At 64.9% G+C, this 24,806-nt stretch carries 21 protein-coding genes; 18 read left to right on the top strand and 3 right to left on the bottom strand.

What is annotated here, in order from left to right; translation table 11 throughout:
• Positions 1–27 precede the first annotated feature (27 nt).
• Together ABIB42_RS01810 and map are read right to left on the bottom strand one after the other, a co-directional pair.
• A complete protein-coding gene (locus ABIB42_RS01810; protein WP_005667506.1) occupies positions 28–2,610 on the bottom strand; it encodes a [protein-PII] uridylyltransferase in 2,583 nt (860 codons plus the stop codon).
• An 11-nt stretch (positions 2,611–2,621) separates the two neighbouring features.
• Entirely contained in the window at positions 2,622–3,467 is an 846-nt protein-coding gene (gene map, locus ABIB42_RS01805; protein ID WP_005667507.1) for a type I methionyl aminopeptidase, read from the bottom strand.
• A gap of 273 nt (positions 3,468–3,740) precedes the next feature.
• On the opposite strand from map, the gene rpsB reads away from it, so the two are divergent.
• The 17 genes from rpsB (at position 3,741) to ABIB42_RS01720 (ending at position 20,744) form a co-directional block, all read left to right on the top strand.
• Positions 3,741–4,490 carry a 30S ribosomal protein S2 gene (gene rpsB / locus ABIB42_RS01800; RefSeq protein ID WP_005667508.1) on the top strand — a complete coding sequence of 250 codons (750 nt, stop codon included), beginning with the start codon at positions 3,741–3,743 and terminating at the stop codon, positions 4,488–4,490.
• A 134-nt stretch (positions 4,491–4,624) separates the two neighbouring features.
• On the top strand, positions 4,625–5,533 hold the full coding sequence (gene tsf / locus ABIB42_RS01795; RefSeq protein WP_429247790.1) for a translation elongation factor Ts: 909 nt from the start codon (positions 4,625–4,627) through the stop codon (positions 5,531–5,533).
• Between the two features lie 337 nt (positions 5,534–5,870).
• Positions 5,871–6,587 carry a UMP kinase gene (gene pyrH / locus ABIB42_RS01790; protein WP_005667511.1) on the top strand — a complete coding sequence of 239 codons (717 nt, stop codon included), beginning with the start codon at positions 5,871–5,873 and terminating at the stop codon, positions 6,585–6,587.
• A 28-nt stretch (positions 6,588–6,615) separates the two neighbouring features.
• The gene (gene frr / locus ABIB42_RS01785) at positions 6,616–7,176 is read left to right on the top strand and encodes a ribosome recycling factor (RefSeq protein ID WP_005667513.1); all 561 of its coding nucleotides are present in this window, start codon (positions 6,616–6,618) and stop codon (positions 7,174–7,176) included.
• A 139-nt stretch (positions 7,177–7,315) separates the two neighbouring features.
• Positions 7,316–8,065, top strand: coding sequence for a polyprenyl diphosphate synthase (gene uppS, locus ABIB42_RS01780; protein WP_005667514.1), 750 nt, complete (start codon positions 7,316–7,318; stop codon positions 8,063–8,065).
• Entirely contained in the window at positions 8,065–8,895 is an 831-nt protein-coding gene (locus ABIB42_RS01775) for a phosphatidate cytidylyltransferase (protein ID WP_312485213.1), read from the top strand. The genes uppS and ABIB42_RS01775 overlap by 1 nt, the downstream gene beginning before the upstream one ends.
• A gap of 12 nt (positions 8,896–8,907) precedes the next feature.
• On the top strand, positions 8,908–10,095 hold the full coding sequence (gene ispC, locus ABIB42_RS01770; RefSeq protein WP_429247789.1) for a 1-deoxy-D-xylulose-5-phosphate reductoisomerase: 1,188 nt from the start codon (positions 8,908–8,910) through the stop codon (positions 10,093–10,095).
• A 16-nt stretch (positions 10,096–10,111) separates the two neighbouring features.
• The gene (rseP, locus tag ABIB42_RS01765; protein WP_429247788.1) at positions 10,112–11,449 is read left to right on the top strand and encodes an RIP metalloprotease RseP; all 1,338 of its coding nucleotides are present in this window, start codon (positions 10,112–10,114) and stop codon (positions 11,447–11,449) included.
• 94 nt (positions 11,450–11,543) lie between these two features.
• On the top strand, positions 11,544–13,880 hold the full coding sequence (gene bamA, locus ABIB42_RS01760) for an outer membrane protein assembly factor BamA (protein WP_005667520.1): 2,337 nt from the start codon (positions 11,544–11,546) through the stop codon (positions 13,878–13,880).
• A 39-nt stretch (positions 13,881–13,919) separates the two neighbouring features.
• Positions 13,920–14,468, top strand: a complete 549-nt coding sequence (locus tag ABIB42_RS01755) for an OmpH family outer membrane protein (protein ID WP_005667522.1) — start codon at positions 13,920–13,922, stop codon at positions 14,466–14,468.
• Positions 14,469–14,505: 37 nt separating this feature from the next.
• Positions 14,506–15,555 carry a UDP-3-O-(3-hydroxymyristoyl)glucosamine N-acyltransferase gene (lpxD, locus tag ABIB42_RS01750; RefSeq protein WP_071362484.1) on the top strand — a complete coding sequence of 350 codons (1,050 nt, stop codon included), beginning with the start codon at positions 14,506–14,508 and terminating at the stop codon, positions 15,553–15,555.
• Positions 15,552–16,049 (top strand): 3-hydroxyacyl-ACP dehydratase FabZ, encoded by a 498-nt coding sequence (gene fabZ, locus ABIB42_RS01745; protein ID WP_005667524.1) that lies wholly within the window; start codon positions 15,552–15,554, stop codon positions 16,047–16,049. Before lpxD ends, fabZ begins: the two co-directional genes overlap by 4 nt.
• A 14-nt stretch (positions 16,050–16,063) precedes the next feature.
• Positions 16,064–16,852 (top strand): acyl-ACP--UDP-N-acetylglucosamine O-acyltransferase, encoded by a 789-nt coding sequence (lpxA, locus tag ABIB42_RS01740; RefSeq protein WP_429247787.1) that lies wholly within the window; start codon positions 16,064–16,066, stop codon positions 16,850–16,852.
• Positions 16,853–16,856: 4 nt separating this feature from the next.
• A complete protein-coding gene (gene lpxB / locus ABIB42_RS01735) occupies positions 16,857–18,020 on the top strand; it encodes a lipid-A-disaccharide synthase (protein WP_429247786.1) in 1,164 nt (387 codons plus the stop codon).
• Between the two features lie 6 nt (positions 18,021–18,026).
• Positions 18,027–18,704, top strand: coding sequence for a ribonuclease HII (gene rnhB, locus ABIB42_RS01730; RefSeq protein ID WP_229520455.1), 678 nt, complete (start codon positions 18,027–18,029; stop codon positions 18,702–18,704).
• Positions 18,701–19,486 (top strand): TrmH family RNA methyltransferase, encoded by a 786-nt coding sequence (locus tag ABIB42_RS01725; protein WP_429247785.1) that lies wholly within the window; start codon positions 18,701–18,703, stop codon positions 19,484–19,486. The genes rnhB and ABIB42_RS01725 overlap by 4 nt, the downstream gene beginning before the upstream one ends.
• Before the next feature lie 61 nt (positions 19,487–19,547).
• Positions 19,548–20,744, top strand: coding sequence for an EAL domain-containing response regulator (locus ABIB42_RS01720; protein ID WP_184240349.1), 1,197 nt, complete (start codon positions 19,548–19,550; stop codon positions 20,742–20,744).
• Between the two features lie 449 nt (positions 20,745–21,193).
• Here ABIB42_RS01720 and ppsR read toward each other — a convergent pair whose 3' ends face one another.
• On the bottom strand, positions 21,194–22,042 hold the full coding sequence (gene ppsR, locus ABIB42_RS01715; protein ID WP_005667703.1) for a posphoenolpyruvate synthetase regulatory kinase/phosphorylase PpsR: 849 nt from the start codon (positions 22,040–22,042) through the stop codon (positions 21,194–21,196).
• Positions 22,043–22,243: 201 nt separating this feature from the next.
• Between ppsR and ppsA the strand changes: the two genes are divergently transcribed.
• Entirely contained in the window at positions 22,244–24,676 is a 2,433-nt protein-coding gene (gene ppsA / locus ABIB42_RS01710) for a phosphoenolpyruvate synthase (protein ID WP_429247784.1), read from the top strand.
• The last annotated feature ends 130 nt before the right edge of the window (positions 24,677–24,806 follow it).

The following is a 24,806-nucleotide window of genomic DNA, read 5'->3' as shown; positions in this document are numbered from 1 at the left end:
GAAAGCTTTACTGTAAAAAGGGGTGAATCAAATCTTGAGGGCGTCGAGCAGGTCGGTCTCGAGCTGCACCTGGGTGCGCGGGTTGTTCAGGGCCGGGCCGTCGATCAGGAACACGTCCTCGACGCGCTCGCCCAGGGTCATGATCTTGGCCGTGTGCAGGTTCAGCCGGTAGCGCGCCAGCACGCTGGCGATCGCGTACAACAGGCCCATGCGGTCGTTGGCGGCGATCGACAGCACGTGGAACTGGCCGCGCTCGTCCGGCCGCAGTTCGACCGTCGGCGTGATCGGGAAGGTGCGCGCCACCCGCGACAGGCGTCCGCGCACCAGCGGCGGCAAGGCTTCCTGCGACAGCAGCTGGGAGCAGAGCTCGTGCTCGATCAGGCTGATGATGTCGCGGTAGCTGCCGGCGAAGTTCTCGTCCGCCACCAGGAAGCTGTCCAGCGCATAGCCGTGGCGCGTGGTGTGGATCTTGGCGTCCAGGATGCTGAAGTTCTTGCGGTCGAAGTAGCTGCAGATGCGCGCGAACAGGTCGGGCTGGTCCTTGACGTAGACCGCCACCTGCAGCCCTTCGCCGATCGGCGCCAGGCGCGCCTTGACAACCGGCTTGTCACTGTCGACCTTGTCGACCAGCGCGCGCGTCTGCCAGGCGATGTCGGAGGCGTCGTGGCGCAGGAAGTAGGCCACGTCGAGCTGCTTCCACAGCGCTTCGTGGGCGTTGGCGTCCAGGCCGAACAGGCGCAGGGTGGCCAGCGCTTCCTTCTGGCGCGTGCGCAGCTCGCGGTCGGCCGAATGCGGCTCGCCGCCCAGCACGCGCAGGGTGACCTTGTACAGGTCTTCCAGCAGCTTGGCCTTCCAGGCATTCCACACCTTGGGGCTGGTGCCGCGGATGTCGGCCACGGTCAGGAGGTACAGCGCGGTCAGATGGCGCTCGTCCCTGACCACGGCGGCGAAGGCCTGGATCACGTCGGGGTCGGACAAGTCCTGCTTCTGCGCCACCGTCGACATGGTCAGGTGCTGCTCGACCAGGAACACCACCAGTTCGGTATCTTCTTCATTGATGCCGTGGTCGCGGCAGAACTGGCGCGCGTCATCCATGCCGAGCTTGGAGTGGTCGCCGCCGCGGCCCTTGGCGATGTCGTGGAACAGGGCCGCCACGTACAGCAGCCAGCGGTCGTGAAAGTCGGCGATCAGCTGGCTGCAGAACGGATATTCGTGCGCGTGTTCCGGCATCGTGAAGCGGCGCAGGTTGCGGATCACCATCATGATGTGCTGGTCCACGGTGTACACGTGGAACAGGTCATGCTGCATCTGGCCGACGATCTTGCGGAAGGCCGGCAGGTAGCGGCCCAGGATGCCGAATTCGTTCATGCGGCGCAGCGCATGCACCAGGCCGCGCGGCGCCTGCAGCACACGCAGGAACAGCGCCTTGTTCGCCGGGTCGGCGCGGAAAGCCTCGTCGATCAGCGTGCGCGCATGCCACAGGGCGCGCGTGGCGCGCGCGCTCAATCCCTTGAGTTCGCGGCGCTCGGTCATCGCCACGAACAGCTCGAGGATGGCGGACGGGTGCTTTTCGAAGGTGTCGTCGGCCACCACGTCGATCAGGCTGCCCACCTGGGTGAAGTGGGCGCTGATCGGGAAGGCCACCGCCGGCTGCGGGAACAGCTGGGCTTCGATGTTCTGCAGCAAAATCGTATTCAACTGGGTCACGGTCTTGGCGGCCCAGTAGTAACGCTGCATCAGGAATTCGCTGGCGCGGCGCGCGTCCGGCCCTTCGCCGCTGGCGGTGAGGCCCAGCGTGCCGGCGATCGCGGTCTGGACGTCGAACACCAGCCGGTCTTCGCGCCTTTTCGTATGCAGGTGCAGCCGGATGCGGATGTCCTTGAAGGCGCTTTCCTTTTCCAGCAGCTGGCGCGCCTCCATGCGCGTGATCAGGCCGCGCGTGGCGAGCTGGCCGAAGGTGTCGGCCAGGCCCGCGGCCTTGGCCACCCACAGGATCACCTGCAGGTCGCGCAGCGCGCCCGGGCTTTCTTTCACGTTCGGTTCGAGCGCGAAGGCGGTGTATTCGTACTTGGCGTGGCGCAGCCGCATCTCGGCGGTCTTGGCCTGGAAGAAGGCCTGCGGATCGAGGGCGTCGCGGTAGCGCCGCTGCAGTTCCTCGAACAGCGGCGCGCTGCCGGTGACCAGGCGCGCTTCCAGCAGGCTCGTTTGCACGGTGATGTCGGCGGCGGACTCGCTCAGGCACTCGTCCACGGTGCGGATGCTGTGGCCGATTTCCAGGCCCAGGTCCCACAGCAGCTGGACCAGGCCTTCCAGGCGCGCCTGGGTGATGGCGTCGGCCGGCTGTCCCAGCAGGATCAGGAGGTCGACGTCGGAATAGGGGAACAGTTCGCCGCGCCCGTAGCCGCCCACGCCCACCAGCGCGGTGTCGTCGGGCAGGCCGGCGGCCTGCCAGGCGTCGAGCAGGACGCCGTCGACCACCTGGCGCAGGCCGCGCAGGAGCTTCTCGGGCTTGCCGTCTTCCTGGAAGGCCTGGAACGCCAGCTGGCGTTCGGCCTTCAGGCGCTGGCGCAGGGTGGTGCGGGCGGTGTCGAGCAGGGCGGCCTGTCCCATGGGCGGCTCCTTCAGGCCGCGGCCAGGGTCGGCACCGCGCCCGGGTTCAGGAGCGGCAGCACGATGGCCGGCGGCGGCGGGCTGCCGGCCGACATGGTCAGCACCTCGACCCCGGTCTCGGTGACCAGCACCGTGTGTTCCCACTGGGCCGACAGGCTGCGATCCTTGGTCTTGATGGTCCAGCCGTCCGGCATTTCCTTGATGTCGCGGCGGCCGGCGTTGATCATCGGCTCGATGGTGAAGATCATGCCGGGTTTGAGCTCTTCCAGGGTGCCGGGACGGCCGTAGTGCAGCACCTGCGGCTCTTCGTGGAACACGCGGCCCACGCCGTGGCCGCAGAACTCGCGCACCACGCTGTAGCCGGCCTTTTCGGCGTGCTGCTGGATCGCATGGCCGATGTCGCCCAGGCGCTTGCCCGGCTTGACCGCGGCGATGCCCAGCCACATGCACTCGAAGGTGATCTCGGACAGGCGGCGCGCCATGATCGACGGCTCGCCGACCAGGAACATGCGGCTGTTGTCGCCGTGGTAGCCGTCCTTGGTGATCGGCGTGATGTCGATGTTGAGCGCATCGCCCGATTTCAGCACGCGATCGCCCGGGATGCCGTGGCAGATCACGTCGTTGAGCGAGGTGCAGATCGAGCCGGGGAAGGGCGGGTAGCCGGGCGGGGCGTAGTTCAGGGTCGCCGGGGTCGTGCCCTGGACGTTGACCATGTATTCATACGCCAGGCGGTCGAGTTCGCCGGTGGTGACGCCGGGCTTCACGAACGGGGTGATATAGTCGAGCACTTCCGAGCCGAGGCGGCAGGCGACGCGCATGCCTTCGATTTCTTCGGGAGTTTTGGGAGTGGATGCCATAGGGATTCTTATCCTGCAGTAGTCGATGCCATAAGTCTGGGCAATAAGGGTTCATTATAGAGGAAACATTCCTTCCTCAGGGCGGACCCCATCGCCACTCCCACGTCACGCTTGAACAAAACGGCAAATCCCGCTAGAATCTCGGGTTGCTCGGATTCGCATCGAGCAATGTTGTAAAAAGCATCTTTTATTTTATTGAAATCGCGAATGTGGCCCTAAAAGGGTGCCTGACTGGTGACTGGCCACATTCAAGACCCAACCCTGGAGAATTACATGTCCGTTACTATGCGTGAAATGCTGGAAGCCGGTATCCACTTCGGCCACCAGACCCGTTTCTGGAACCCAAAGATGGCGCCGTTCATCTTCGGTCATCGCAACAAGATCCACATCATCAACCTGGAAAAGACCATGGCGATGTACCAGGATGCGATGAAGACCATCAAGCAGATCTCGGCCAACCGCGGCACCATCCTGATGGTCGGCACCAAGCGCCAGGCGCGCGACATCATCGCCGCTGAAGCACAGCGCGCTGGCGTGCCTTACGTCGACCAGCGCTGGCTGGGCGGCATGCTGACCAACTTCAAGACCATCAAGACCTCGATCAAGCGCCTGAAAGACATGGAAGCGCAAGTCGAAGACGGTTCGGTCGAGAAGATGTCGAAGAAAGAAGCGCTGCTGTTCTCGCGCGAAATGGAAAAGCTGCAAAAGTCGATCGGCGGCATCAAGGACCTCGGCGGCGTGCCTGACGCGATCTTCGTCGTCGACGTCGGCTACCACAAGGGCACCATCACCGAAGCCGGCAAGCTGGGCATCCCGGTCATCGGCATCGTCGATACCAACCACTCGCCAGAAGGCGTGACCCACGTCATCCCAGGCAACGACGACTCGTCGAAAGCGATCACCCTGTACGCACGCGGCGTCGCCGATGCGATCCTGGAAGGCCGCGCCAACGCCACCAACGAAGTCGTTGAAATGGTCAAGGCTGGCGGCGACGACTTCGTCGAAGTTTCCGAGCAAGCATAAGTGACGGCGAGCTTCGCTCGCTGACACATCGAAGGGGGCGCCGCACACACGAGCCCCCCTTTTTTTAAGCTGAATACCTGCGGGGCGTTGTCATAACGACCTGCAACCGGATAAAACATTTAGGAGAAATCAACATGGCAGCGATTACTGCAGCGATGGTAGGCGAACTGCGCGCGAAGACCGACGCGCCAATGATGGAATGCAAAAAAGCACTGACCGAAGCCGACGGCGACATGGGTCGTGCTGAAGAGATCCTGCGCGTCAAGCTGGGCGGCAAGGCATCGAAGGCATCGGCGCGCATCACCGCCGAAGGCGTGGTGGCAACCTACATCTCCGGCAACGTCGGCGCGATCGTCGAAGTCAACAGCGAAACCGACTTCGTCGCCAAGAACGAAGAATTCCTGGCCATGGTCAACCTGGCCGCCAAGCTGGTCGCCGAGAACAACCCGGCTGACGTCGCTGCCCTGGCAGCACTGCCGCACGACGGCAAGACCTTCGACGACGTGCGTACCGCCCTGATCGGCAAGATCGGCGAGAACATGACCGTGCGCCGCTTCCAGCGTTTCGAAACCACCGGCAAGCTGGCTTCGTACCTGCACGGCACCCGCATCGGCGTCATCGTCGACTTCGAAGGCGCGGACGAGCAAGTCGGCAAGGACCTGGCCATGCACATCGCTGCAATGAAGCCGGTCGCTCTGTCGTCGGAGCAAGTGCCAGCCGAAATGATCGAAAAAGAGCGCTCGGTCGCCGAACTGAAGGCCAAGGAAGACGCTGAAAAAGCCGTCGCCGAAGGCAAGCAGCCACAATCGGATGAGATCGTCGCCAAGCGTATCGACGGTTCGGTGCAGAAGTACCTGAAAGAAGTGTCGCTGCTGAACCAGGCATTTGTGAAGAACGACAAGCAGTCGATCGAGCAATACCTGAAGGCATCGAACACCACCGTCAAGGCATTCACCATGTACGTGGTGGGCGAGGGCATCGAGAAGAAGGTCGACGACTTCGCAGCCGAAGTTGCAGCCCAGATGGCTGCAAACAAGCAGTAATCAAAAAGAACGGGCCGCAAGGTCCGTTTTTTTAAGGTGGGATCGTTTGTGTGCGGCAGCCATGAAGTATTTCTCGGCTGCACGACAAGCTGGGGTTCCCGCCTTCGCGGGAACGACGTTCATGAGGTGAGGGCCGATGGAGGCTCCTGTAGCCCACGCCACCAGTACGTCGTTCCCGCGCAGGCGGGAATCCAAGTCCAGCGCACACCGTAGCGCCTCGCGCGCAGCGCCCGCCTTACAATGCCATCGCCTCCAAGGCAGATGAGATCGCACCCTAGGGGTGTCGATCGGACCCGAGTTCGCAACATCGAAACATCACATTAGGAGCCGCTTCATCATGTCAAAACCAGCCTACCAACGAGTCCTCCTGAAACTGTCTGGCGAAGCGCTGATGGGCGACGACCCGTTCGGCATCAACCGCGCCACCATCGAGCGCATGGTGGCCGACGTGGCGGAAGTGGCGAAGCTGGGCGTGCAGGTGGCGGTCGTGATTGGCGGCGGCAACATCTTCCGCGGCGTCGCCCCGGGCGCCCAGGGCATGGACCGCGCCACCGCCGACTACATGGGCATGCTGGCCACCGTCATGAACGCGCTGGCCCTGGCCGACGCCATGCGCCACGTCGGCATCACCGCCCGCGTCATGTCGGCGATCGGCATCGAGCAGGTGGTCGAGCCTTATGTGCGCCCGAAAGCGCTGCAATACCTGGAAGAAGGCAAGGTCGTCGTGTTCGCCGCCGGCACCGGCAACCCGTTCTTCACCACCGACACCGCGGCCGCCCTGCGCGGCGCCGAGATCTCGGCCGAGATCGTCCTGAAGGCCACCAAGGTCGACGGCGTCTACAGCGCCGACCCCAAGAAGGACCCGCACGCGACCCGCTACGAGAACATCTCGTTCGACGAAGCCATCGCCAAGCACCTGCAGGTGATGGACGCCACCGCCTTCGCGCTGTGCCGCGACCAGAAACTGCCGATCAAGGTGTTCTCCATCGTCAAACCCGGCGCGCTCACCCGCGTGATCATGGGCGAAGACGAGGGTACACTGGTACACGTTTAAAATATTACTGAACAACAAGGAGAGCAGCATGTCCCTGGCTGACGTCAAAAAGAACGCGCAAGAGCGCATGGCCAAGTCCATCGAGACCCTGAAGGCCGACCTGGCGAAGGTCCGCACCGGCCGCGCCCACACCGGCATCCTCGACCACGTGATGGTCGAGTACTACGGCACCCCGACCGCGCTGCCGATGGTCGCCAACCTGACCCTGGTCGACGCCCGCACCATCGGCGTCCAGCCGTTCGAAAAGAAAATGGCCGCGACCATCGAAAAAGCCATCCGCGACGCCGACCTGGGCCTGAACCCGTCGGCCCAGGGCGACATGATCCGCGTGCCGACCCCGCCGCTGACCGAAGAGCGCCGCAAGGAAATGGTCAAGCTGACCAAGTCGGAAGGCGAAGACGCGAAAATTGCCGTGCGCAATATCCGTCGCGACGCTAACGAAGCGCTGAAGAAAATGGTCAAGGACAAGACCGCGTCGGAAGACGACGAGCGCCGCGCCTCGGACGAGATCCAGAAGCTGACCGACAAGGCCGTGGCCGACATCGACAAGCTGCTGGCCGAGAAAGAGAAGGAAATCCTGACGGTATAAGGTCCAGCTCAACGGCTTTCTTGCGGACCGGCCCCGGCAGCTTGCCGCGGCCGGTCCGCCTACCTTATGATTGTCCAATTCTAAATTGGCCATTTGCGCACCGCGGATACATCCCGGGCGCAGCCCTGCTGGATACAAGATGTTCAAAAGTTCGACCACCGCCGTTCCCGACACGCTCGCCGTGCCGCGCCACATCGCCATCATCATGGATGGCAATGGCCGCTGGGCCACTAAACGCCTGCTGCCGCGGGTCGCCGGCCACGTCAAGGGCGTGGAAGCCGTGCGCGGCATCGTCGAAGCCTGCGTGCTGCGCGGGGTCGAGTACCTGACCCTGTTCGCCTTCTCGTCCGAGAACTGGCGCCGTCCGGCCGACGAGGTCTCGCTGCTGATGCGCCTGTTCGTGACGGCGCTCGAGCGCGAAGTCTCGAAGATGCACGCCAATAATATTCGCCTGAAAGTCGTGGGCGACCTGAGCCGCTTCGATTCCAAGCTGCAAGAGATGATCGCCAATGCCGAGCGCCGCACCGCCGGCAATACCCGCCTCACCGTCACCGTGTGCGCCAACTATGGCGGCCGCTGGGATATCATGCAGGCAACGGGGAAGATGGTGCAGGCCAACCCCGGCGTGACCGATTTTACGGAGGAAATGCTGGCTCCCCACCTGGCGATGGCATATGCGCCCGAACCCGACCTGTTCATCCGGACCGGCGGCGAGGAACGCATCTCGAATTTCCTGCTGTGGCAGCTGGCGTATTCCGAACTGCATTTCACAAGCACCTTCTGGCCCGATTTCACGCCCGAGGCGCTGGATGAGGCGATCGCCTCGTTCCAGAAGCGCGAACGGCGCTTCGGCCAGACCAGCGCCCAAGTAGCGAAGAAGACCAACTGATGCTCAAGACCCGGATCATCACCGCGCTCGTCCTGCTGGCAGTCCTGCTGCCGGTTCTGTATTCCAACAACCCCACGGCGTTCGCGGTGGTCGCCTCGATCTTCTTCGGGGCGGCGATCTGGGAGTGTTTCCGCCTGTTCAATCCGGGCGCGAAGAGCGCGGTCGCGATCGCCGTGGCCTGGACCCTGGCCTTCGCCTACGCCTTCTTCATGCGCGAGCAGGGCGACCCGACGTTCTGGTTCGCCATCGGCGCGCTGCTGTGGGCCTTGCGTTTCGCGCCCACGCTCAAGCTCGGCCTGCCGCCGCTGGCCAGCACGCCGAATACCTTGCTCAGCCTGCTGTATGCGATCGCCCTGGTGGCCTGCTTCGCCGCCATCGTCATGCTGTTCCAGTATTCGGCGCTGTTCCTGCTGTCGGTGCTGGTCATCGTGTGGTCGGCCGACATCTTCGCCTATGTGTGCGGCAAGACCTTCGGCAAGAACAAACTCGCGCCGTCGATCTCGCCCGGCAAGTCGTGGGAAGGCGCCATCGGCGGCGGCGTCGTGACCCTGCTGCTCGCCTCGCTTACCGTCCTGTTCGGCGGCGAAGCGCTATCGAATACCTTCGCGGTGCGCGTGCAGGCCAGCTTCGGCTGGGCCGGCATGCTGGCCGTCATCGCCCTCATCGTCGTCGCCAGCGTGGTCGGCGACCTGTTCGAATCCCAGCTCAAGCGCCGTGCCGGCATGAAGGACAGCAGCAATCTGCTGCCTGGCCACGGCGGCGTGCTGGACCGGATCGACGCACTCGTGCCGGTCCTGCCGCTGGCGGCCCTGATCGCCACCCGGCTCTAGAAGGAAGTCTCCATGCAAGGCATTACCATCCTGGGCGCCACCGGTTCGATCGGCGCCTCGACCCTCGACGTGGTGGCGCGTCATCCCGACCGCTACCGCGTCTACGCCCTCAGCGCGCATGCGCGCGTGGAAGAACTGGCCGCCGCCTGCCGCCAATTCCGCCCGCAGCGCGCCGTGGTCGGCAGCCCCGAGGCTGCCGCCCGCCTGGCGGCCCTGATCGCCGACCTGCCCACCAGCGTCGAATATGGCGAAGCCGCGCTGTGCGACATCGCCTCCAGCGCCCACACCGATATCGTGATGGCCGCCATCGTCGGCGCCGCCGGCCTCGCGCCGACGCTCGCCGCGGCGCGCGCCGGCAAGAAGATCCTGCTGGCCAACAAGGAAGCGCTGGTGATGTCGGGCCAGCTGTTCATGGACGCCGTGCGCGAGCACAAGGCGACCCTGCTGCCGGTCGACAGCGAACACAATGCGATCTTCCAGGCGCTGCCGTCCTCGTATGGGCGCGTGCCCGGCGCCTGCGGGGTGGCCAAGATCCTCTTGACCGCGTCCGGCGGCCCGTTCCTGAACCGCGCCGTCGAGACCCTCGGCAGCGTGACCCCCGACGAAGCCTGCAAGCACCCGAACTGGGTCATGGGCCGCAAGATCTCGGTCGATTCCGCCACCATGATGAACAAGGGCCTCGAAGTGATCGAGGCCCACTGGCTGTTCGGCGCGCCGGCCGACCAGATCGACGTCGTGATCCATCCGCAAAGCGTGATCCATTCGATGGTGTCCTACGTCGACGGCTCGGTGCTGGCCCAGTTGGGCAACCCCGACATGCGCACCCCGATCGCCAATGCGCTGGCCTATCCGGACCGGATCGATTCGGGCGTGGCCCAGCTCGACCTGACGCAAATGGCCGCGCTGCAGTTCTTCGCGCCCGACTTCGAGCGCTTCCCCTGCCTGGCGCTCGCTTTTGACGCGCTGCGCGCGGGCGGCACCGCGCCGGCCCTGCTCAACGCGGCCAACGAGGTGGCGGTGCAGGCCTTCCTCGAGCGCCGCATCGGTTTCCGCGACATCGACCGCGTGATTCGTCACGCGCTCGACGTCGTGCCGCATGGCCCGGCCCCGTCGATCGAGGCGGTGCTGGACCAGGACGCGCGCGCGCGCGCGGCCGCCAACGACGCCGTATCGACCATCGCTTCAGGCTTGCAGCGCTGACCCCCTGGACCCCGCCATGACCATGCTTTACACCGTGCTGGCCTTCGTGCTGGCGCTCGGTCCCCTGATCGTGATCCACGAACTGGGCCACTACCTGGTCGCGCGCGCCTGCGGCGTCAAGGTGCTGCGCTTCTCGGTCGGGATGGGCCGCGTGGTCTGGTCGCGCCGCTTCGGCAAGGACCAGACCGAATGGGCGTTGTCGGCCCTGCCGCTGGGCGGCTACGTCAAGATGCTCGATGCGCGCGACCCCGAGACCGCGCCGACGGACGATGCCGACCTGGCGCGCGAGTTCACGCGCCAGAACGTCTGGAAGCGCATCGCGATCGTGGCCGCCGGCCCGCTGGCCAACTTCCTGCTGGCGATCGGCCTGATGGCCGCGCTGTATATGCATGGCGTGGACGAGCCGGCGGCGCGCCTGCGCGAGGCGCCGGCGGCGTCCGAGGCCGCCAAGGCCGGCGTGCGCGGCGGCGACACGGTGGTCGCGGTGAACGGCAATGCCGTGGCCTCCTGGGCAGAGCTGCGCTGGCAGATCGTGCATGCGGCGGTGGATAAATCGGATGCGCGCCTGGAACTGCGCGGCGTCCACGGCGGCACCTACGGCGCGACGCTGCCGGCGGCGGTGGTCGGCCGCCTCGACGTCGAAACCGACGTGATGGCCGAACTGGGCCTGGATTTGTGGCGCCCGCAACCGCGCATCGACAAGGTGCTGCCGGACGGGGCAGGGCAGCGCGCCGGCCTGCAGGCCGGCGACCTGGTGCTGCGCGTGGACGGCCGGAAGGTCGACGACGGCATCGCCTTCATCGAGGCGGTGCGGGCGTCTCCGGCTAAGCCGTTGGCGCTCGAGGTCGAACGCGGCGGCCGCCCGCTGGCCCTGTCGCTGGTGCCGGAGGCGGACCCGAACGGCCGCGGCGTGATCAAGGCCATGGTGGCCCAGGCGCCGGACATGGTGACCGTCACGTCCGGCCCGTTCGAGGCGATCGCGCGCGGGGCCGAGCGCACCTGGGAAACCAGCGTGATGACCCTCAAGATGATCTGGAAGATGATTACCGGGGAAGCGTCGTGGAAGAATGTGACCGGTCCCATTACCATCGCCGACTATGCCGGACAGACTGCAAGAATAGGTCTCGTAAGCTATTTACAGTTCATCGCCTTTATTAGTATCAGCTTAGGAGTAATGAATTTGTTACCAATTCCAGTTCTGGATGGTGGCCATTTACTGTATTATTCGCTGGAAGTTTTGACCGGGCGTCCCCTTCCTGCGCGCGTCGGCGAGTTCGCGCAGCGCGCCGGGGTCGGCCTGCTGTTCATGCTGATGGCGCTCGCCGTCTTCAATGACCTGGTGCGGCTGCTCTAGCGGCCCGCATCCGCTCCCGGAACCTGGCGCGGAAATGCCCGGCACAGAATAATATGCAATCGTTGTCCAAATGACTGACCCTTTGATCCAGCCAATGAAATCACAACCAGATCGTTTTGCCCTGCCGTTCATTCGTCGCAGCTTGATCGGCGCGGCCGTGCTGGCCATGTGCGCCGGACCTGCGCTGGCCGTCAACCCGTTCGTCGTCAAGGATATCCGGGTCGAAGGCATCCAGCGGACGGAAGCAGGCACCGTGTTCAGCTATCTGCCGGTGCGCGTGGGCGAGACCTTCGACGACGCCAAGGCCTCGAGCGCGATCAAGGCGTTGTACGCCACCGGCTTCTTCAAGGACATCCGCCTCGAGGAAGAAAACGGCGTGCTGGTGGTGCTGGTCGAGGAACGCCCGGCGATTTCGTCGGTCGATTTCACCGGCACCAAGGAATTCGAAAAAGACATGCTGGTCAAGGCGCTGTCCGAGATCGGCGTGGCCCAGACCCGCATCTTCGACAAGGCCTCGGTCGACCGCGCAGAGCAGGAGCTCAAGCGTCAATATCTGTCGCACGGCCTGTACGGCGTGAAGATCACCACCACCGTGACGCCGATCGAACGCAACCGCGTGACGATCATGTTCAACGTCGACGAGGGCGAGGTCGCCAAGATCAAGGGCATCAACATCATCGGCAACAAGGCCTTCAGCGACAAGCAGCTGCGCCAGCTGCTCGAACTGCGCCCTTCGGGCTGGTTCACCTGGTACTCGAAGGCCGACCAGTATTCCAAGCAAAAGCTGACAGGGGACCTGGAAACCATCAAGTCCTGGTACCTGAACCACGGCTACCTGGAAGCCAACGTCGAATCGACCCAGGTCTCGATCACCCCCGACAAGCGCGACATCTACCTGACCCTCAACATCACCGAGGGCGAGCAGTACACCGTCTCGAGCGTCAAGCTCGAGGGCGAGATGTTCGGCCGCGAAGAGGAGCTCAAGGAGCTGATCGTGCTCCAGCCGGGCAAGACCTATGTCGGCGACCTGCAAGAAGCGACCAACAAGCTGATCGCCGATCGCCTCGGCACCTTCGGCTACGCCTTCGCCAACGTGACGGCGAACCCGGAACTGAACCGCGAGAAGCGCGAAGTCGCGTTCACCTTCTTCGTCGATCCGGGCAAGCGCGCCTACGTGCGCCACATGAACATCTCGGGCAACACCGTCACCCGCGACGAAGTGATCCGCCGCGAATTCCGCCAGTTCGAAAGCTCGTGGTACGACGCCAATCGAGTGAAGCTGTCGCGCGACCGCGTCGACCGCCTCGGCTACTTCAAGGACGTGAAGGTCGAGACCCCGGAGTCGCCGGGCACCTCGGACCAGGTGGACGTGAACATCGCGGTCGAAGAAAAACCGACCGGTAACTTCATGATCGGCGGCGCCTTCTCGCAGTCCGAGAAGTTCACCTTCACCGCGTCGATCTCGCAGGCCAACTTCGCCGGCAGCGGCAACACGGTCGGCATCGAACTGAACACCAGCAAGTACAACCGCACGATCGCGTTCTCGCAGACCAATCCGTACTTCACGGACGACGGCATCTCGCGCGCGTTCTCGCTGTACCTGCGCACCTCGCGTCCGCCGGCGCTGAACATCGGTTCGTATACCGTGCGCCAGATGGGCGGCAACCTGACCTTCGGCGTGCCGTTCTCCGAATCCGACACCGTCTACTTCGGCGCCGGCCTGGAACGCACCGAGCTGGAAACCGACCTGACCTCGCCGACGATCTACCAGACCTTCGTGCGCCAGAACGGCGGCCCGGAGAGCGGCATCGGCAAGGCCACCACCAACGCGATCCCGCTGACCGCGGCCTGGGGCCGCGACACCCGCGACAGCGCGGTGACCCCGACCCGCGGCCGCTTCCAGCGCGCCAACTTCGAGATCGACGCCATCGGCGACGCCAAGTACTACAGAATGGTGTATGAGCATCAATGGTGGAAACCGCTTACACGGTGGATGACCCTGGCCCTGCGCGGCGAGTTCGATTACGGCAAGGGCATCGGCGGCAGCGCCTACCCGGTGTTCAAGAACTTCTATGCGGGCGGCATCGGTTCGGTGCGCGGCTACGAGAGCTCGTCGCTGGGCGTGGTCGATCCGCGCTACTACGACGCGATCGGCGGCTCCAAGCGCATCATCGGCAATGCCGAGCTGCAGTTCCCGTTCCCGGGCAGCGGCACCGACCGCAGCCTGCGCTGGTTCACCTTTGTCGACGGCGGCCAGGTGTTCCAGGAAGACGCGAAGATCCGCTACGACGAGTTCCGCTACTCGGCCGGTATCGGCCTGTCCTGGATTTCGCCGGTCGGTCCGCTCAAGTTGAGTTATGCTAAGCCGCTGAATTCGCTGCCGGGCGACCGCCTGGAGCGCTTCCAGTTCCAGATGGGCACCGGCTTCTAAGCGGCCCACGGCGACCCGAAGAACGATTGCGAGAGACTTATGTTGAAAAATCTGATTGACTCGCTGCCTGGTGGACGCAGGTCCACGGTTCGACCCGCGCTTGGCGCCTCGCTGGTGCTGGCCGCGCTGTGCGCCGCGCCGCTGGCGCAGGCGCAGGCGAACAGCCGCATCGGCTTCGTCTACACCGAGCGCCTGATGACCGACTCCAAGATGGCCAAGGCGGCCGACGCCAAGCTGGCCGCCGAGTTCTCGAAGCGCCAGAAGGCGGTCGAGGAGATGGTCGGCAAGTACAAGCAGACGTCCGAGAAGTTCGACGCCGAAGCGGCGGGCCTGAATGAGCTGGACCGCACGCGCCGCGCGCGCGAGCTGTACAACATGCAGAAGGACGTCGAGCGCATGCAGCGCGAGTTCCAGGAAGACCTGCAACAACGCAAGAACGAAGAGCGCGCCGCGATCGCGCAAAAGGCCTACAAGCTGGTCGAGCAGGTCGCGGAACAGGAAAAGCTCGACGCCGTGCTGGTCGAGGCGGCGTGGGTCAGCCCGCGCGTGGACATCACCGACAAGATTCTCAAGCTGCTCGACAAGTAAAGCAGCAACGATTTTGACTCACACTGGAAAGACCGAGATGGGCATTCGACTGGGCGATTTGGTCGAGCGCTTCGGCGGACAGCTGGTGGGCGACGCGGACCTCGAGGTCCAGGCGATCGCCCCCCTGGACAGCGCCGGCGCTTCGCACATCAGCTTCCTCAGCAACAGCAAGCTGCGCGCGCTGGCCGCGCAAAGCCAGGCGGCGGCCTTGATCCTGTCGCCGCTGGACGATCCGACGGTGGCCGCGACCTATGAAGGCGCGCGCATCGTCACCACCAACCCTTACGCCTACTTCGCCCGCGCGGCGCAGTATTTCGTGTCGCTCACCGAGCAGGCGCCGGCGCCCGGCATCCATCCGAGCGCCGTGGTCGACCCCGGCGCCACGGTCGATCCGACCGCCCACGTCGGGCCGCACGTGACGATCGAGGCGGGCGCCATCATTGGCGCCCACGCCGTGATCGACGCCGGCTGTTTCATCGGGCGCGAGGCCACGATCGGCGAGCATACGCACCTGTTCGCGAACGTGACCTTCCATGCGCGCTGCCGCATTGGCAAGCGCGGCATCCTGCATTCGGGCGCGGTGATCGGCACCGACGGCTTCGGCTTCGCCGTCGAAGCCGGCGCCTACATCAAGATCCCGCAGACCGGCCGCGTGCTGATCGGCGACGACGTCGACATCGGCGCCAACACCACGATCGACCGCGGCGCGCTGGACGACACCGTGATCGAAGACGGCGTCAAGCTCGACAACCAGATCCAGATCGGCCACAACTGCCGCATCGGCGCGCACACCGCGATGGCCGGCTGCGTCGGCGTGGCCGGCAGCGCCAAGATCGGCAGCCGCTGCACCTTCGGCGGCGCCGCCATGGTGCTGGGCCACCTGGAAATCGCCGACAACGTCCATATTTCCTCGGGCAGCATGGTGTCGCGCTCGGTCCTCGAACCGGGCCAGTACACCGGCTTCTACCCCTTGGCCAAGAACGCCGAATGGGAACGCAGCGCGGCGATCGTGCGCAATCTCGATTCGATGCGGGCCAAGATCCGCACGCTCGAGAAAACCATCAGAAACCTGACAGAAGAAAAATGACCACTCCAGAACTCAAGACCCTCGACATCACCCAGATCAAGGAATACCTGCCGCACCGCTATCCGCTGCTGCTGGTCGACCGCGTGCTGGACGTCGAACTGGGCAAGCGCATCGTCGCGATCAAGAACGTCACCGTCAACGAAGAGTTCTTCAACGGCCACTTCCCGCACAAGCCGGTGATGCCGGGCGTCCTGATGATCGAAGCGATGGCGCAGACCGCGGCCATCCTGTCGTTCATGACCATGAACGTCAAGCCTGACGAAAACTCGGTGGTGTATTTCGTCGGCATCGACAACGCCCGCTTCAAGCGTCCGGTCGAGCCGGGCGACCAGCTGCGCATGGAAATCGAGATCCTGCGCGTCGCGCGCGGCATCTGGAAGTACAAGGCGGTGGCGACGGTCGACGGCAAGGTGGCGGTCGAGGGCGAGCTGATGTGCACCATCCGCGGCGCCGCCGAAGCCACCATGAAGGGCCCGGAAGGCGCGGCGCAGTAAGACAGGAGCACCAGATGAGCAAAATCCATTCGACCGCGATCGTCGATCCGAAGGCGGAGCTGGACAGCTCGGTCGAGGTCGGCCCGTATTCGATCATCGGGCCGAATGTGCGCATCGACGCCGGCACCGTGGTCGGCCCGCACGTGGTCATCGAGGGCCACACCACGATCGGCCGGGACAACAAGTTCTTCCAGTTCTGTTCGATCGGCGGCGCGCCGCAGGACAAGAAGTGGAACGGCGAGCCGACCCGCCTCGAAGTGGGCGACCGCAACACGGTGCGCGAGTTCGTCACCTTCAATCTGGGCACGGTCCAGGACGAAGGCGTCACGCGCGTCGGCAGCGACAACTGGATCTCGGCTTACGTCCACGTGGCGCACGACTGCCAGGTGGGCAGCAACACGATCTTCTCTAACAACGCGCAGCTCGCGGGCCACGTGCAGGTGGGCGACTGGGCCATCCTGTCGGGCTACGCGGGCGTGCACCAGTTCTGCAAGATCGGCGCGCATGCCTTCATCGGCATGTACACGAGCCTGACCCAGGACGTGCCGCCCTACGTGCTCGTGTCCGGCAATCCGGCCGGCGCGCGCGGCGTGAACCTCGAGGGCCTCAAGCGCCGCGGCTTTACGCGCGAGCAGCTCGACGGCATCCGCAGCGCCTACAGGCTGCTGTACCGCTCGAACCTGACCCTGGAAGAGGCGAAAGCCGCGCTCCAGGCCGAGGAAGAGCGCCTGCCGGCGGCCAGCGCAGACATTCGCCTGCTGCGCGAATTCCTCGGCACCGCCACCCGTGGCATCGTCCGCTAAAAACATGAAGAACGACGTTTCGCTGGCGTTGGTGGCCGGCGAGGCGTCCGGCGACATGCTCGCCGCGCGCCTGCTGGCCGGGCTGCGCCCGCTGTTGCCGGATGCGCGCTTCCACGGCATCGGCGGGCCACGCATGATCGAGCAGGGCTTCGTGAGCGACGTCCAGATGGACACGCTCACGGTTCGCGGCCTGTTCGAAGTCATTCCCCGCTATCCCGAACTGAAACGCATCCAGAACGGCTTGCGCGACCGTCTCCTGCGTGAAAGACCGGCCGCCTTCATCGGCGCCGACTATCCCGGCTTTAATCTTGGACTCGAAGAGCAGCTGCGCGCGGCCGGCATCCCCACCGTCCACTTCATCGGGCCGCAGATCTGGGCCTGGCGCGGCGGGCGGATCAAGAAGATCCAGCGCGCGGTCTCGCACATGCTGGTGATCTTCCCGTTCGAGGAAGCGATCTACCGCGACGCCGGCGTGCCGGTGACGTATATCGGGCATCCGCTGGCCGAGACCATCCCCTTGGTCCCGGACGTCGCCGCGGCGCGGCGCGCGCTCGGCCTGAATCCGGATGCGCGCGTGGTGACGGTGATGCCGGGCAGCCGCATGGGCGAACTGAAATACCTGGCCGAACCCTTCATTCGCGCCGTCAAGCTCCTGGGCGCGCGCGACCCCGGCTTGACCTTCGTGGTGCCGATGGTCGGCGAACGCCAGCGCGCCTACTTCGACGAGCTCGTGGTCAAGGCGGGCTTGCAGGACGTCGAGCTGCAGGTGACCGCGGCCGGCTCGCACACGGCGATCGCCGCCGCCGACGCGGTGCTGGTCGCTTCCGGCACCGCGACCCTGGAGGTGGCGCTGTTCAAGAAGCCGATGGTGATCGCGTATAAAGTGATGGCGGCGTCGTACGCGATCATGCGCCACATGGGCTACCAGCCCTGGATCGGCCTGCCGAACATCCTGGCGCGCGAGTTCCTGGTGCCGGAACTGATCCAGCATGCGGCCACGCCCGAGGCGATGGCCGACGCCGTGTGGACCCAGCTGCAGGACGCGGCCGGACGCGAACGGCTGGCCGGCCGCTTCCTGGAGATGCACCACAGCCTGCTGCGCGACAGCGCGCGCGCGAGCGCCGAAGCGGTGCTCGGCGTCATTGGACGGGGCCACAAGGCCGCCTGAATCGAAATGAGAAAGAAGAAAGTCAACCTGTATCCCGGGCTGCCGCCCAGGCTCCGGCCGTTCACCGAGCTCGATATCGTGTGCGGCGTCGACGAGGCCGGGCGCGGTCCGCTGGCCGGGCCGGTGTTCGCCGCCGCCGTGATCCTCGATCCGCTGCGGCCGATCGAGGGCCTGCGCGATTCGAAAAAGCTGAGCGAGGCGCGGCGCGACGAGCTCGCGCCCCTGATCCGCGAGCATGCGCTGGCCTGGGCCATCGCCGAATGCTCGTGCGAAGAGATCGACAGCATCAACATCCTGCAGGCGACCATGCTGGCGATGCGGCGCGCGGTGGAAGCGCTGCAGACGGCGCCGACCCTGGCCCTGATCGACGGCAACCGCTGCCCGCAGATGGACGTGCGCGCGCATGCGATCGTGGAGGGCGACGACAAGGTCAACGCCATCTCGGCCGCCTCGATCCTGGCCAAGACGGCGCGCGACGCGGCGCTGGTGCGCCTGCACGACCTTTACCCGCAATACGGCTTCGACCAGCACAAGGGTTACGGCACGCCGCTGCACCTGGAGCGCCTGCGCCTGCACGGCCCGTCGCCTGCGCACCGCCGTTCGTTCGCGCCGGTGCGCAACCTGCTGCAGGTCGACCTGTTTGCTGAACTCGGCGGCCACATGATTGAAGCAGAAGCAGTATGAAAACCATCAGCTCGCGCGACAACGCGTTCTACAAAGACCTGAAAAGCCTCGCCACCAGCTCGCAGGCGCGCCGCAAGGCCGGGCAAAGCCTGCTCGACGGCGTGCACCTGTGCCAGAGCTGGCTCGACCTGCGCGGCGCCCCGCGCCACTGCGTGGTGTCGGAGGGCGCGCTCGGCAACCACGAAGTGCAGGCGATCGTCGCGCGCTGCGAGGCGCTGCATGCGCCGGTGACGGCGCTGCCCGACGCGCTGTTCAACGCGGTCAGCCAGGTCGAGCACGGCGTGCACCTGCTGTTCGTGATCGATTCGCCGCAGCCGTCCGCGGCGCCCGCCCTGGTGGGGCCGAGCGTGCTGCTGGACGGCGTGCAGGATCCGGGCAATGTCGGCTCGATCCTGCGCAGCGCGGCGGCGGCCGGCATCAAGCAGGTCTACTGCAGTCCCGGCACCGCTTTCTGCTGGTCGCCGAAAGTGCTGCGCGCGGCGATGGGCGCGCACTTCGTGCTGGAGATTTTCGAACAGATCGAGCTGGCGCCGCTGGTGCAAGGCGCGAAGGTGCCGGTGCTGGCCACCAGCGGATATGCGGCCGAGCGCCTGTACGCGATGGACCTGACCCAGCCGGTGGCCTGGGTGCTGGGTCACGAAGGGCAGGGCGTGTCGGATGAATTGCTGAAGCTCGCCACGCACCGGGTCGCGGTGCCGCATGCGGGCCAGGTCGAGTCGCTCAACGTCGCCGCCTGCGCCGCCGTGTGCTTCTTCGAAGGGCTGCGCCAGCAGCACATCTAGCTTGGGTATGGACGGTTTCCCTTGCATCGCGTAGGCTGGCGGCTGGGAAACTGGAGCAACGATGGACATCGCGCATTTGCATTTTTTGGTGGCACAAGCCGACCCGGCCCAGCGCAGGGCGCTGGTGGACTTGCTGGGCCAGCTCGGCGCCAGCCGCGTCACCGACGTGCCGGACGGGCATCTCGCGCTGCAGACCCTGGAGGCCGGCCTGGCGCCGGCGGTCAACGTCGCCATCGTCGATCTCGCGCTGCCGGGCATGGATGGGCTGGAGCTGATTCGCCGCCTGGGCCAGATCCAGGTCCCCGCGCGTCTGGTGGTGACGGGGGCGCAGCCCGCCGACCTGCTGTTCTCGGTCGAGACCCTGGCCGAGGCCTATGGCGTCGAGCTGCTGGGCGTGATCGCCAGGCCGGTCAACGCCGCCAAACTCAAGCCGCTGCTCGACAACTACTCCCCGCTGGCGCGGCCACCGCGCAAGCCAGGCGGACCGCGCTTCACGTTCCAGCAGATCGGCATCGGCCTGCAGAAGCGCCAGTTCGAGCCATTCTTCCAGCCGAAGATCGAGCTCGCGACCGGTCAGGTGAAAGGCCTGGAAGCCTTCGCCCGCTGGCGCCATCCCGAGCATGGCGTGCTGGGGCCGGCGTCGTTCATGGAAGCGCTGGAAGAGAGCGGCCGCATCGACTTCCTGGACTGGAGCATGATCGAGCTGTCGGTGGAGCGTTGCCGCTGGTTCCAGGAGCAGGGCATCCCGGTCCCGATCTCGCTGAACATCGCCCCCGAAACGCTGGCCCATCCGGCCTTCGTGCGCCAGATCGGCGCCGCGCTGGAGCGCCACAAGGTCCTGCCCGACTACATCACCTTCGAGCTGCCCGAATCGTCGGTACTGAACACGAACCCCGATTTCATCGAACGCCTGGTGCGCCTGCGCATGATGGGCTTCGGCCTCGCCATCGACGACTACGGCACGGGCCGCTCGAACCTGCAACTCCTGGCCCGCATCCCGTTCACCGAACTGAAAATCGACCGCAGCTTCGTCGACGGCGCCTCGAAACGCCGCCCCCTGGGCACGGTCCTGCGTTCGTGCCTGAACCTGGCCCACAGCCTGGATCGCATGTCGGTCGCGGTCGGCGTCGAAACCCGCCAAGACTGGGATTTCCTCCAAAGCCTCGGCTGCACCTACGCCCAGGGCTACCACATCGCCAACCCCATGGAAGCCACCGCCTTCCCCGCCTGGCTCGCCGACTGGCGCCAATTCTTCTAACCATCAATAGCCCAACAATTAGGGTCAGAGTAGAATTTTTGAGCAATTTCCCAAATTCGGCCGGCAAATAAATAGGGTCGGAGTCGAATTATTGGCCAATTACTCAGCGAATAATTAGGGTCGGAGTCGGATTGGCAGCTCAGCCGTCAATATTGTCAAACAATTCGACTCCGACCCTATTTATTATTGGGTAGGTATAGCGCTAACATGTGGGGCGATCATCCTTTGCGGCATCTTATTTCCTGAACGCTCGACCGACGGCGCTAAAACCGCAAAAAATAATCAGGGTCAGAGTAGAATTGCCGAGCAATTCTTCAAAGTTGTCAAACAATTCGACTCTGACCCTGATTAATGTGCACGAGCTTTTAGGCAAGCCGCGGATGGCTTGTGCAGAATTAATGGGCGCACAATAAGCTTTCCCGATAATTCGACTCCGACCCTCGGTGGAGTCAGTACTCGCGGCGGTCGGGTTTGATTTCCTGGAGGATGGTGGTCGCGATTTCTTCGATGGATTTCGTCGTCGACGACAGCCAGCGGATGCCTTCGCGGCGCATCAGGTGTTCGGCTTCGTTGACTTCGTAACGGCAGTTTTCCAGTGAGGCGTATTTGCTGCCGGCGCGGCGCTCGTTGCGGATTTGCGAGAGGCGCTCGGGGGTGATCGTCAGGCCGAACAGCTTTGCCTTGAATGGCGGCAGCGAACTCGGCAGCTTGCCGCGTTCGAAGTCGTCGGGAATCAGCGGATAGTTCGCGGCCTTCAGGCCGTATTGCATCGCCAGGTACAGGCTCGTCGGCGTTTTGCCGGAACGCGAGACGCCGACCAGGATCACGTCGGCCTCGGCCAGGTTCTTGTGCGATTGGCCGTCGTCATGCGCCAACGAGAAATTGATCGCTTCGATACGGTTCTTGTATTCCTCGGTGTCCACCGCATTGTGGATGCGCCCGATCGTGTGCGTCGACTTGACGTCCAGCTCCTGCTCGAGCGGCGCGACGAAGGTCTGGAACAGGTCCATGTGCATGCCGTTCGCCGAGCGGATCACGCTCGACAGGTCGTGCTTCACCAGGGTCGAGAACACGATCGGCCGCTGGCCGTGCAGCGCGAAGCTCTCGTTGATGCGGCGCGCGGCGTCGTGCGCCTTCTCGATCGAATCCACGAACGGCAGGCGGATCTGGCGGAAACGCAGGTCGAACTGGCTCAACACGGCGTGACCGAAGGTCTCCGCCGTGATGCCGGTGCCGTCGGAAACAAAGAAGACGGTGCGCGAGGCGGTGACTGGGGAAGGCAGGGAATCGTCGGTCATGATGGCTGGATCGGTATGCTTTGCTGACAAAGTAACATCAAAAGTGCGCTGCACTTCACCCTGTCGCGGGGTAAAATGCTCGGCAACGGGTTTTGCATTGTGCTGCACGCGGGCCAGAATAACAAGAATACGTCAAGACGCCCCCGCTTCCCGGCACCGATGCGCCAACAGCTTTCCATCATCAAGTAAGGGTGTTTTATCATGACTAACCTAGCTACTCCAGCACTGAAGCCAGACGAGGCAAACCGCGTCTACGTGGCCTCGTTCGAGGACCTGCGCATGACCGACGTCGAGTCGGTCGGCGGCAAGAACGCCTCGCTCGGCGAGATGATCAGCCAGCTGGCCGGCGCCGGCGTGCGCGTGCCGACCGGCTTCGCCACCACCGCCGACGCCTTCCGCGACTTCCTCGACCACAGTGCCGACGGTGGCCCGTCGCTGGGCCAGCGCATCGCGACCCGCCTCGAGAACCTGGACGTCGACGACGTGCGCGCGCTGGCCGCCGCCGGCGCCGAGATCCGCGGCTGGATCGTCGAGACCCCGTTCCAGCCACGCCTGGAACAGGAAATCCGTTCGTTCTACGAACGCCTGGTGGCCGGCTCGGAAACCGAAGTGTCGTTCGCCGTGCGCTCCTCGGCCACCGCCGAAGACCTGCCGGACGCCTCGTTCGCCGGCCAGCAGGAATCGTTCCTGAACGTGGTCGGCATCGACAACGTGTTGGAGGCGATGAAGCACGTGTTCGCCTCGCTCTACAACGACCGCGCGATCTCGTACCGCGTGCACAAGGGCTTCACCCACGCCGAGGTCGCGCTGTCGGCCGGCGTGCAGCGCATGGTGCGTTCCGACACCGGCGCCTCGGGCGTGATGTTCACCATCGACACCGAATCGGGCTTCAAGGACGTGGTGTTCATCACCTCGAGCTACGGCCTGGGCGAGACCGTGGTGCAGGGCGCGGTCAATCCCGACGAGTTCTACGTCCACAAGCCGATGCTGGCCCAGGGCAAGTCGGCGGTCATTCGCCGCAATATCGGCTCCAAGCTGATCAAGATGGAGTTCACCAACGAAGCCAAGGCCGGCCGCTCGGTCAAGACCGTCGACGTGCCGATCGAGCTGCGCAACCGCTATTCGCTGGTCGAGGAAGAAGTCATCGAGCTGGCCAAGTACGCGATGATCATCGAGAACCACTACGGCCGTCCGATGGACATCGAGTGGGGCAAGGATGGCCGCGACGGCAAGCTGTACATCCTGCAGGCGCGTCCGGAGACCGTGAAGTCGCAGCAGAAGGCCACCGACGCCCAGCAGCGCTTCCAGCTCAAGGGCACCGGCACCGTGCTGACCCACGGCCGCGCGATCGGCCAGAAGATCGGCGCCGGCCCGGTGCGCGTCATCACCGATCCGTCGGAGATGGAACGCGTGCAGCCGGGCGACGTGCTGGTGGCCGACATGACCGACCCGAACTGGGAGCCGGTCATGAAGCGCGCCTCGGCGATCGTCACCAACCGCGGCGGGCGCACCTGCCACGCGGCGATCATCGCCCGTGAGCTGGGCGTGCCGGCGGTGGTCGGCTGCGGCGACGCGACCGACGTGCTCAAGGACGGCACCCTGGTCACCGTGTCCTGCGCCGAAGGCGACGAAGGCATGATCTACGACGGCCTGCTGGAAACCGAGGTCACCGAAGTCTCGCGCGGCGAACTGCCGCCGATCAAGACCAAGATCATGCTCAACGTCGGCAACCCGCAGCTGGCGTTCGACTTCCAGTCGGTGCCCAACAACGGCGTCGGCCTGGCCAGGCTCGAGTTCATCATCAACAACAATATCGGCGTGCACCCGAAGGCCATCCTCGAGTACCCGAACATCGACGCCGACCTGAAGAAGGCGGTGGAGTCGGTGGCCCGCGGCCACGCCTCGCCGCGCGCCTTCTACGTCGACAAGCTGGTCGAAGGCGTGGCCACCATCGCCGCCGCGTTCTGGCCGAAGCCGGTGATCGTGCGCCTGTCCGACTTCAAGTCGAACGAGTACAAGAAGCTGATCGGCGGTTCGCGCTACGAGCCGGACGAAGAGAACCCGATGCTGGGCTTCCGCGGCGCCGCGCGCTACCTGGCCGAGGACTTCGCCGAATCGTTCGCGATGGAATGCGCGGCCATGAAGCGCGTGCGCAACGAGATGGGCCTGACCAACGTCGAGCTGATGGTGCCGTTCGTGCGCACCCTGGGCCAGGCCGAGAAGGTCGTCGACCTGCTGGCCAAGAACGGCCTGAAGCGCGGCGAGAACGGGCTGCGCCTGATCATGATGTGCGAGGTGCCGTCCAACGCCATCCTGGCCGAGCAGTTCCTGCAGTACTTCGACGGCTTCTCGATCGGCTCCAACGACCTGACCCAGCTCACCCTGGGCCTGGACCGCGACTCCGGCATGGAGCTCTTGGCCAAGGACTTCGACGAGCGCGACCCGGCCGTCAAGGCGATGCTGTCGCTGGCGATCAAGGCCTGCCTGGCGCAGGGCAAGTACGTCGGCATCTGCGGCCAGGGTCCGTCGGACAACCCGGACTTCGCCGAATGGCTGGTGGGTGAGGGCATCGAGTCGATGTCGCTCAACCCGGACTCGGTGATCGAGACCTGGCAGAAGCTGGCCGGGGCCTGATCTCCGACATTCCCCGTCGAGGACCGCCAGTGCTACACTGGCGGGAATGATCGCTTTCCAAGCCCTCACGACCAACCGCCGCAGCCCACCGCGCGGTCATGCGAACCCTCGCTACCCACTTCGGGTAGCG

The organism is Massilia sp. UYP32, assembly GCF_050434365.1.
Classification (GTDB): Bacteria; Pseudomonadota; Gammaproteobacteria; order Burkholderiales; family Burkholderiaceae_D; genus Telluria; species Telluria timonae.
The sequence above is the reverse complement of the archived record's forward strand: the minus strand, read 5'-3'. Positions and strand labels throughout refer to the sequence as shown.

Coding starts and splice junctions, on each gene's coding strand:
- ABIB42_RS01810 (WP_005667506.1), bottom strand. CDS start 2,610: ATGGGACAGGCCGCCCTGCTCGACACCGCCCGCACCACCCTGCGCCAG.
- map (WP_005667507.1), bottom strand. CDS start 3,467: ATGGCATCCACTCCCAAAACTCCCGAAGAAATCGAAGGCATGCGCGTC.
- rpsB (WP_005667508.1), top strand. CDS start 3,741: ATGTCCGTTACTATGCGTGAAATGCTGGAAGCCGGTATCCACTTCGGC.
- tsf (WP_429247790.1), top strand. CDS start 4,625: ATGGCAGCGATTACTGCAGCGATGGTAGGCGAACTGCGCGCGAAGACC.
- pyrH (WP_005667511.1), top strand. CDS start 5,871: ATGTCAAAACCAGCCTACCAACGAGTCCTCCTGAAACTGTCTGGCGAA.
- frr (WP_005667513.1), top strand. CDS start 6,616: ATGTCCCTGGCTGACGTCAAAAAGAACGCGCAAGAGCGCATGGCCAAG.
- uppS (WP_005667514.1), top strand. CDS start 7,316: ATGTTCAAAAGTTCGACCACCGCCGTTCCCGACACGCTCGCCGTGCCG.
- ABIB42_RS01775 (WP_312485213.1), top strand. CDS start 8,065: ATGCTCAAGACCCGGATCATCACCGCGCTCGTCCTGCTGGCAGTCCTG.
- ispC (WP_429247789.1), top strand. CDS start 8,908: ATGCAAGGCATTACCATCCTGGGCGCCACCGGTTCGATCGGCGCCTCG.
- rseP (WP_429247788.1), top strand. CDS start 10,112: ATGACCATGCTTTACACCGTGCTGGCCTTCGTGCTGGCGCTCGGTCCC.
- bamA (WP_005667520.1), top strand. CDS start 11,544: ATGAAATCACAACCAGATCGTTTTGCCCTGCCGTTCATTCGTCGCAGC.
- ABIB42_RS01755 (WP_005667522.1), top strand. CDS start 13,920: ATGTTGAAAAATCTGATTGACTCGCTGCCTGGTGGACGCAGGTCCACG.
- lpxD (WP_071362484.1), top strand. CDS start 14,506: ATGGGCATTCGACTGGGCGATTTGGTCGAGCGCTTCGGCGGACAGCTG.
- fabZ (WP_005667524.1), top strand. CDS start 15,552: ATGACCACTCCAGAACTCAAGACCCTCGACATCACCCAGATCAAGGAA.
- lpxA (WP_429247787.1), top strand. CDS start 16,064: ATGAGCAAAATCCATTCGACCGCGATCGTCGATCCGAAGGCGGAGCTG.
- lpxB (WP_429247786.1), top strand. CDS start 16,857: ATGAAGAACGACGTTTCGCTGGCGTTGGTGGCCGGCGAGGCGTCCGGC.
- rnhB (WP_229520455.1), top strand. CDS start 18,027: ATGAGAAAGAAGAAAGTCAACCTGTATCCCGGGCTGCCGCCCAGGCTC.
- ABIB42_RS01725 (WP_429247785.1), top strand. CDS start 18,701: ATGAAAACCATCAGCTCGCGCGACAACGCGTTCTACAAAGACCTGAAA.
- ABIB42_RS01720 (WP_184240349.1), top strand. CDS start 19,548: ATGGACATCGCGCATTTGCATTTTTTGGTGGCACAAGCCGACCCGGCC.
- ppsR (WP_005667703.1), bottom strand. CDS start 22,042: ATGACCGACGATTCCCTGCCTTCCCCAGTCACCGCCTCGCGCACCGTC.
- ppsA (WP_429247784.1), top strand. CDS start 22,244: ATGACTAACCTAGCTACTCCAGCACTGAAGCCAGACGAGGCAAACCGC.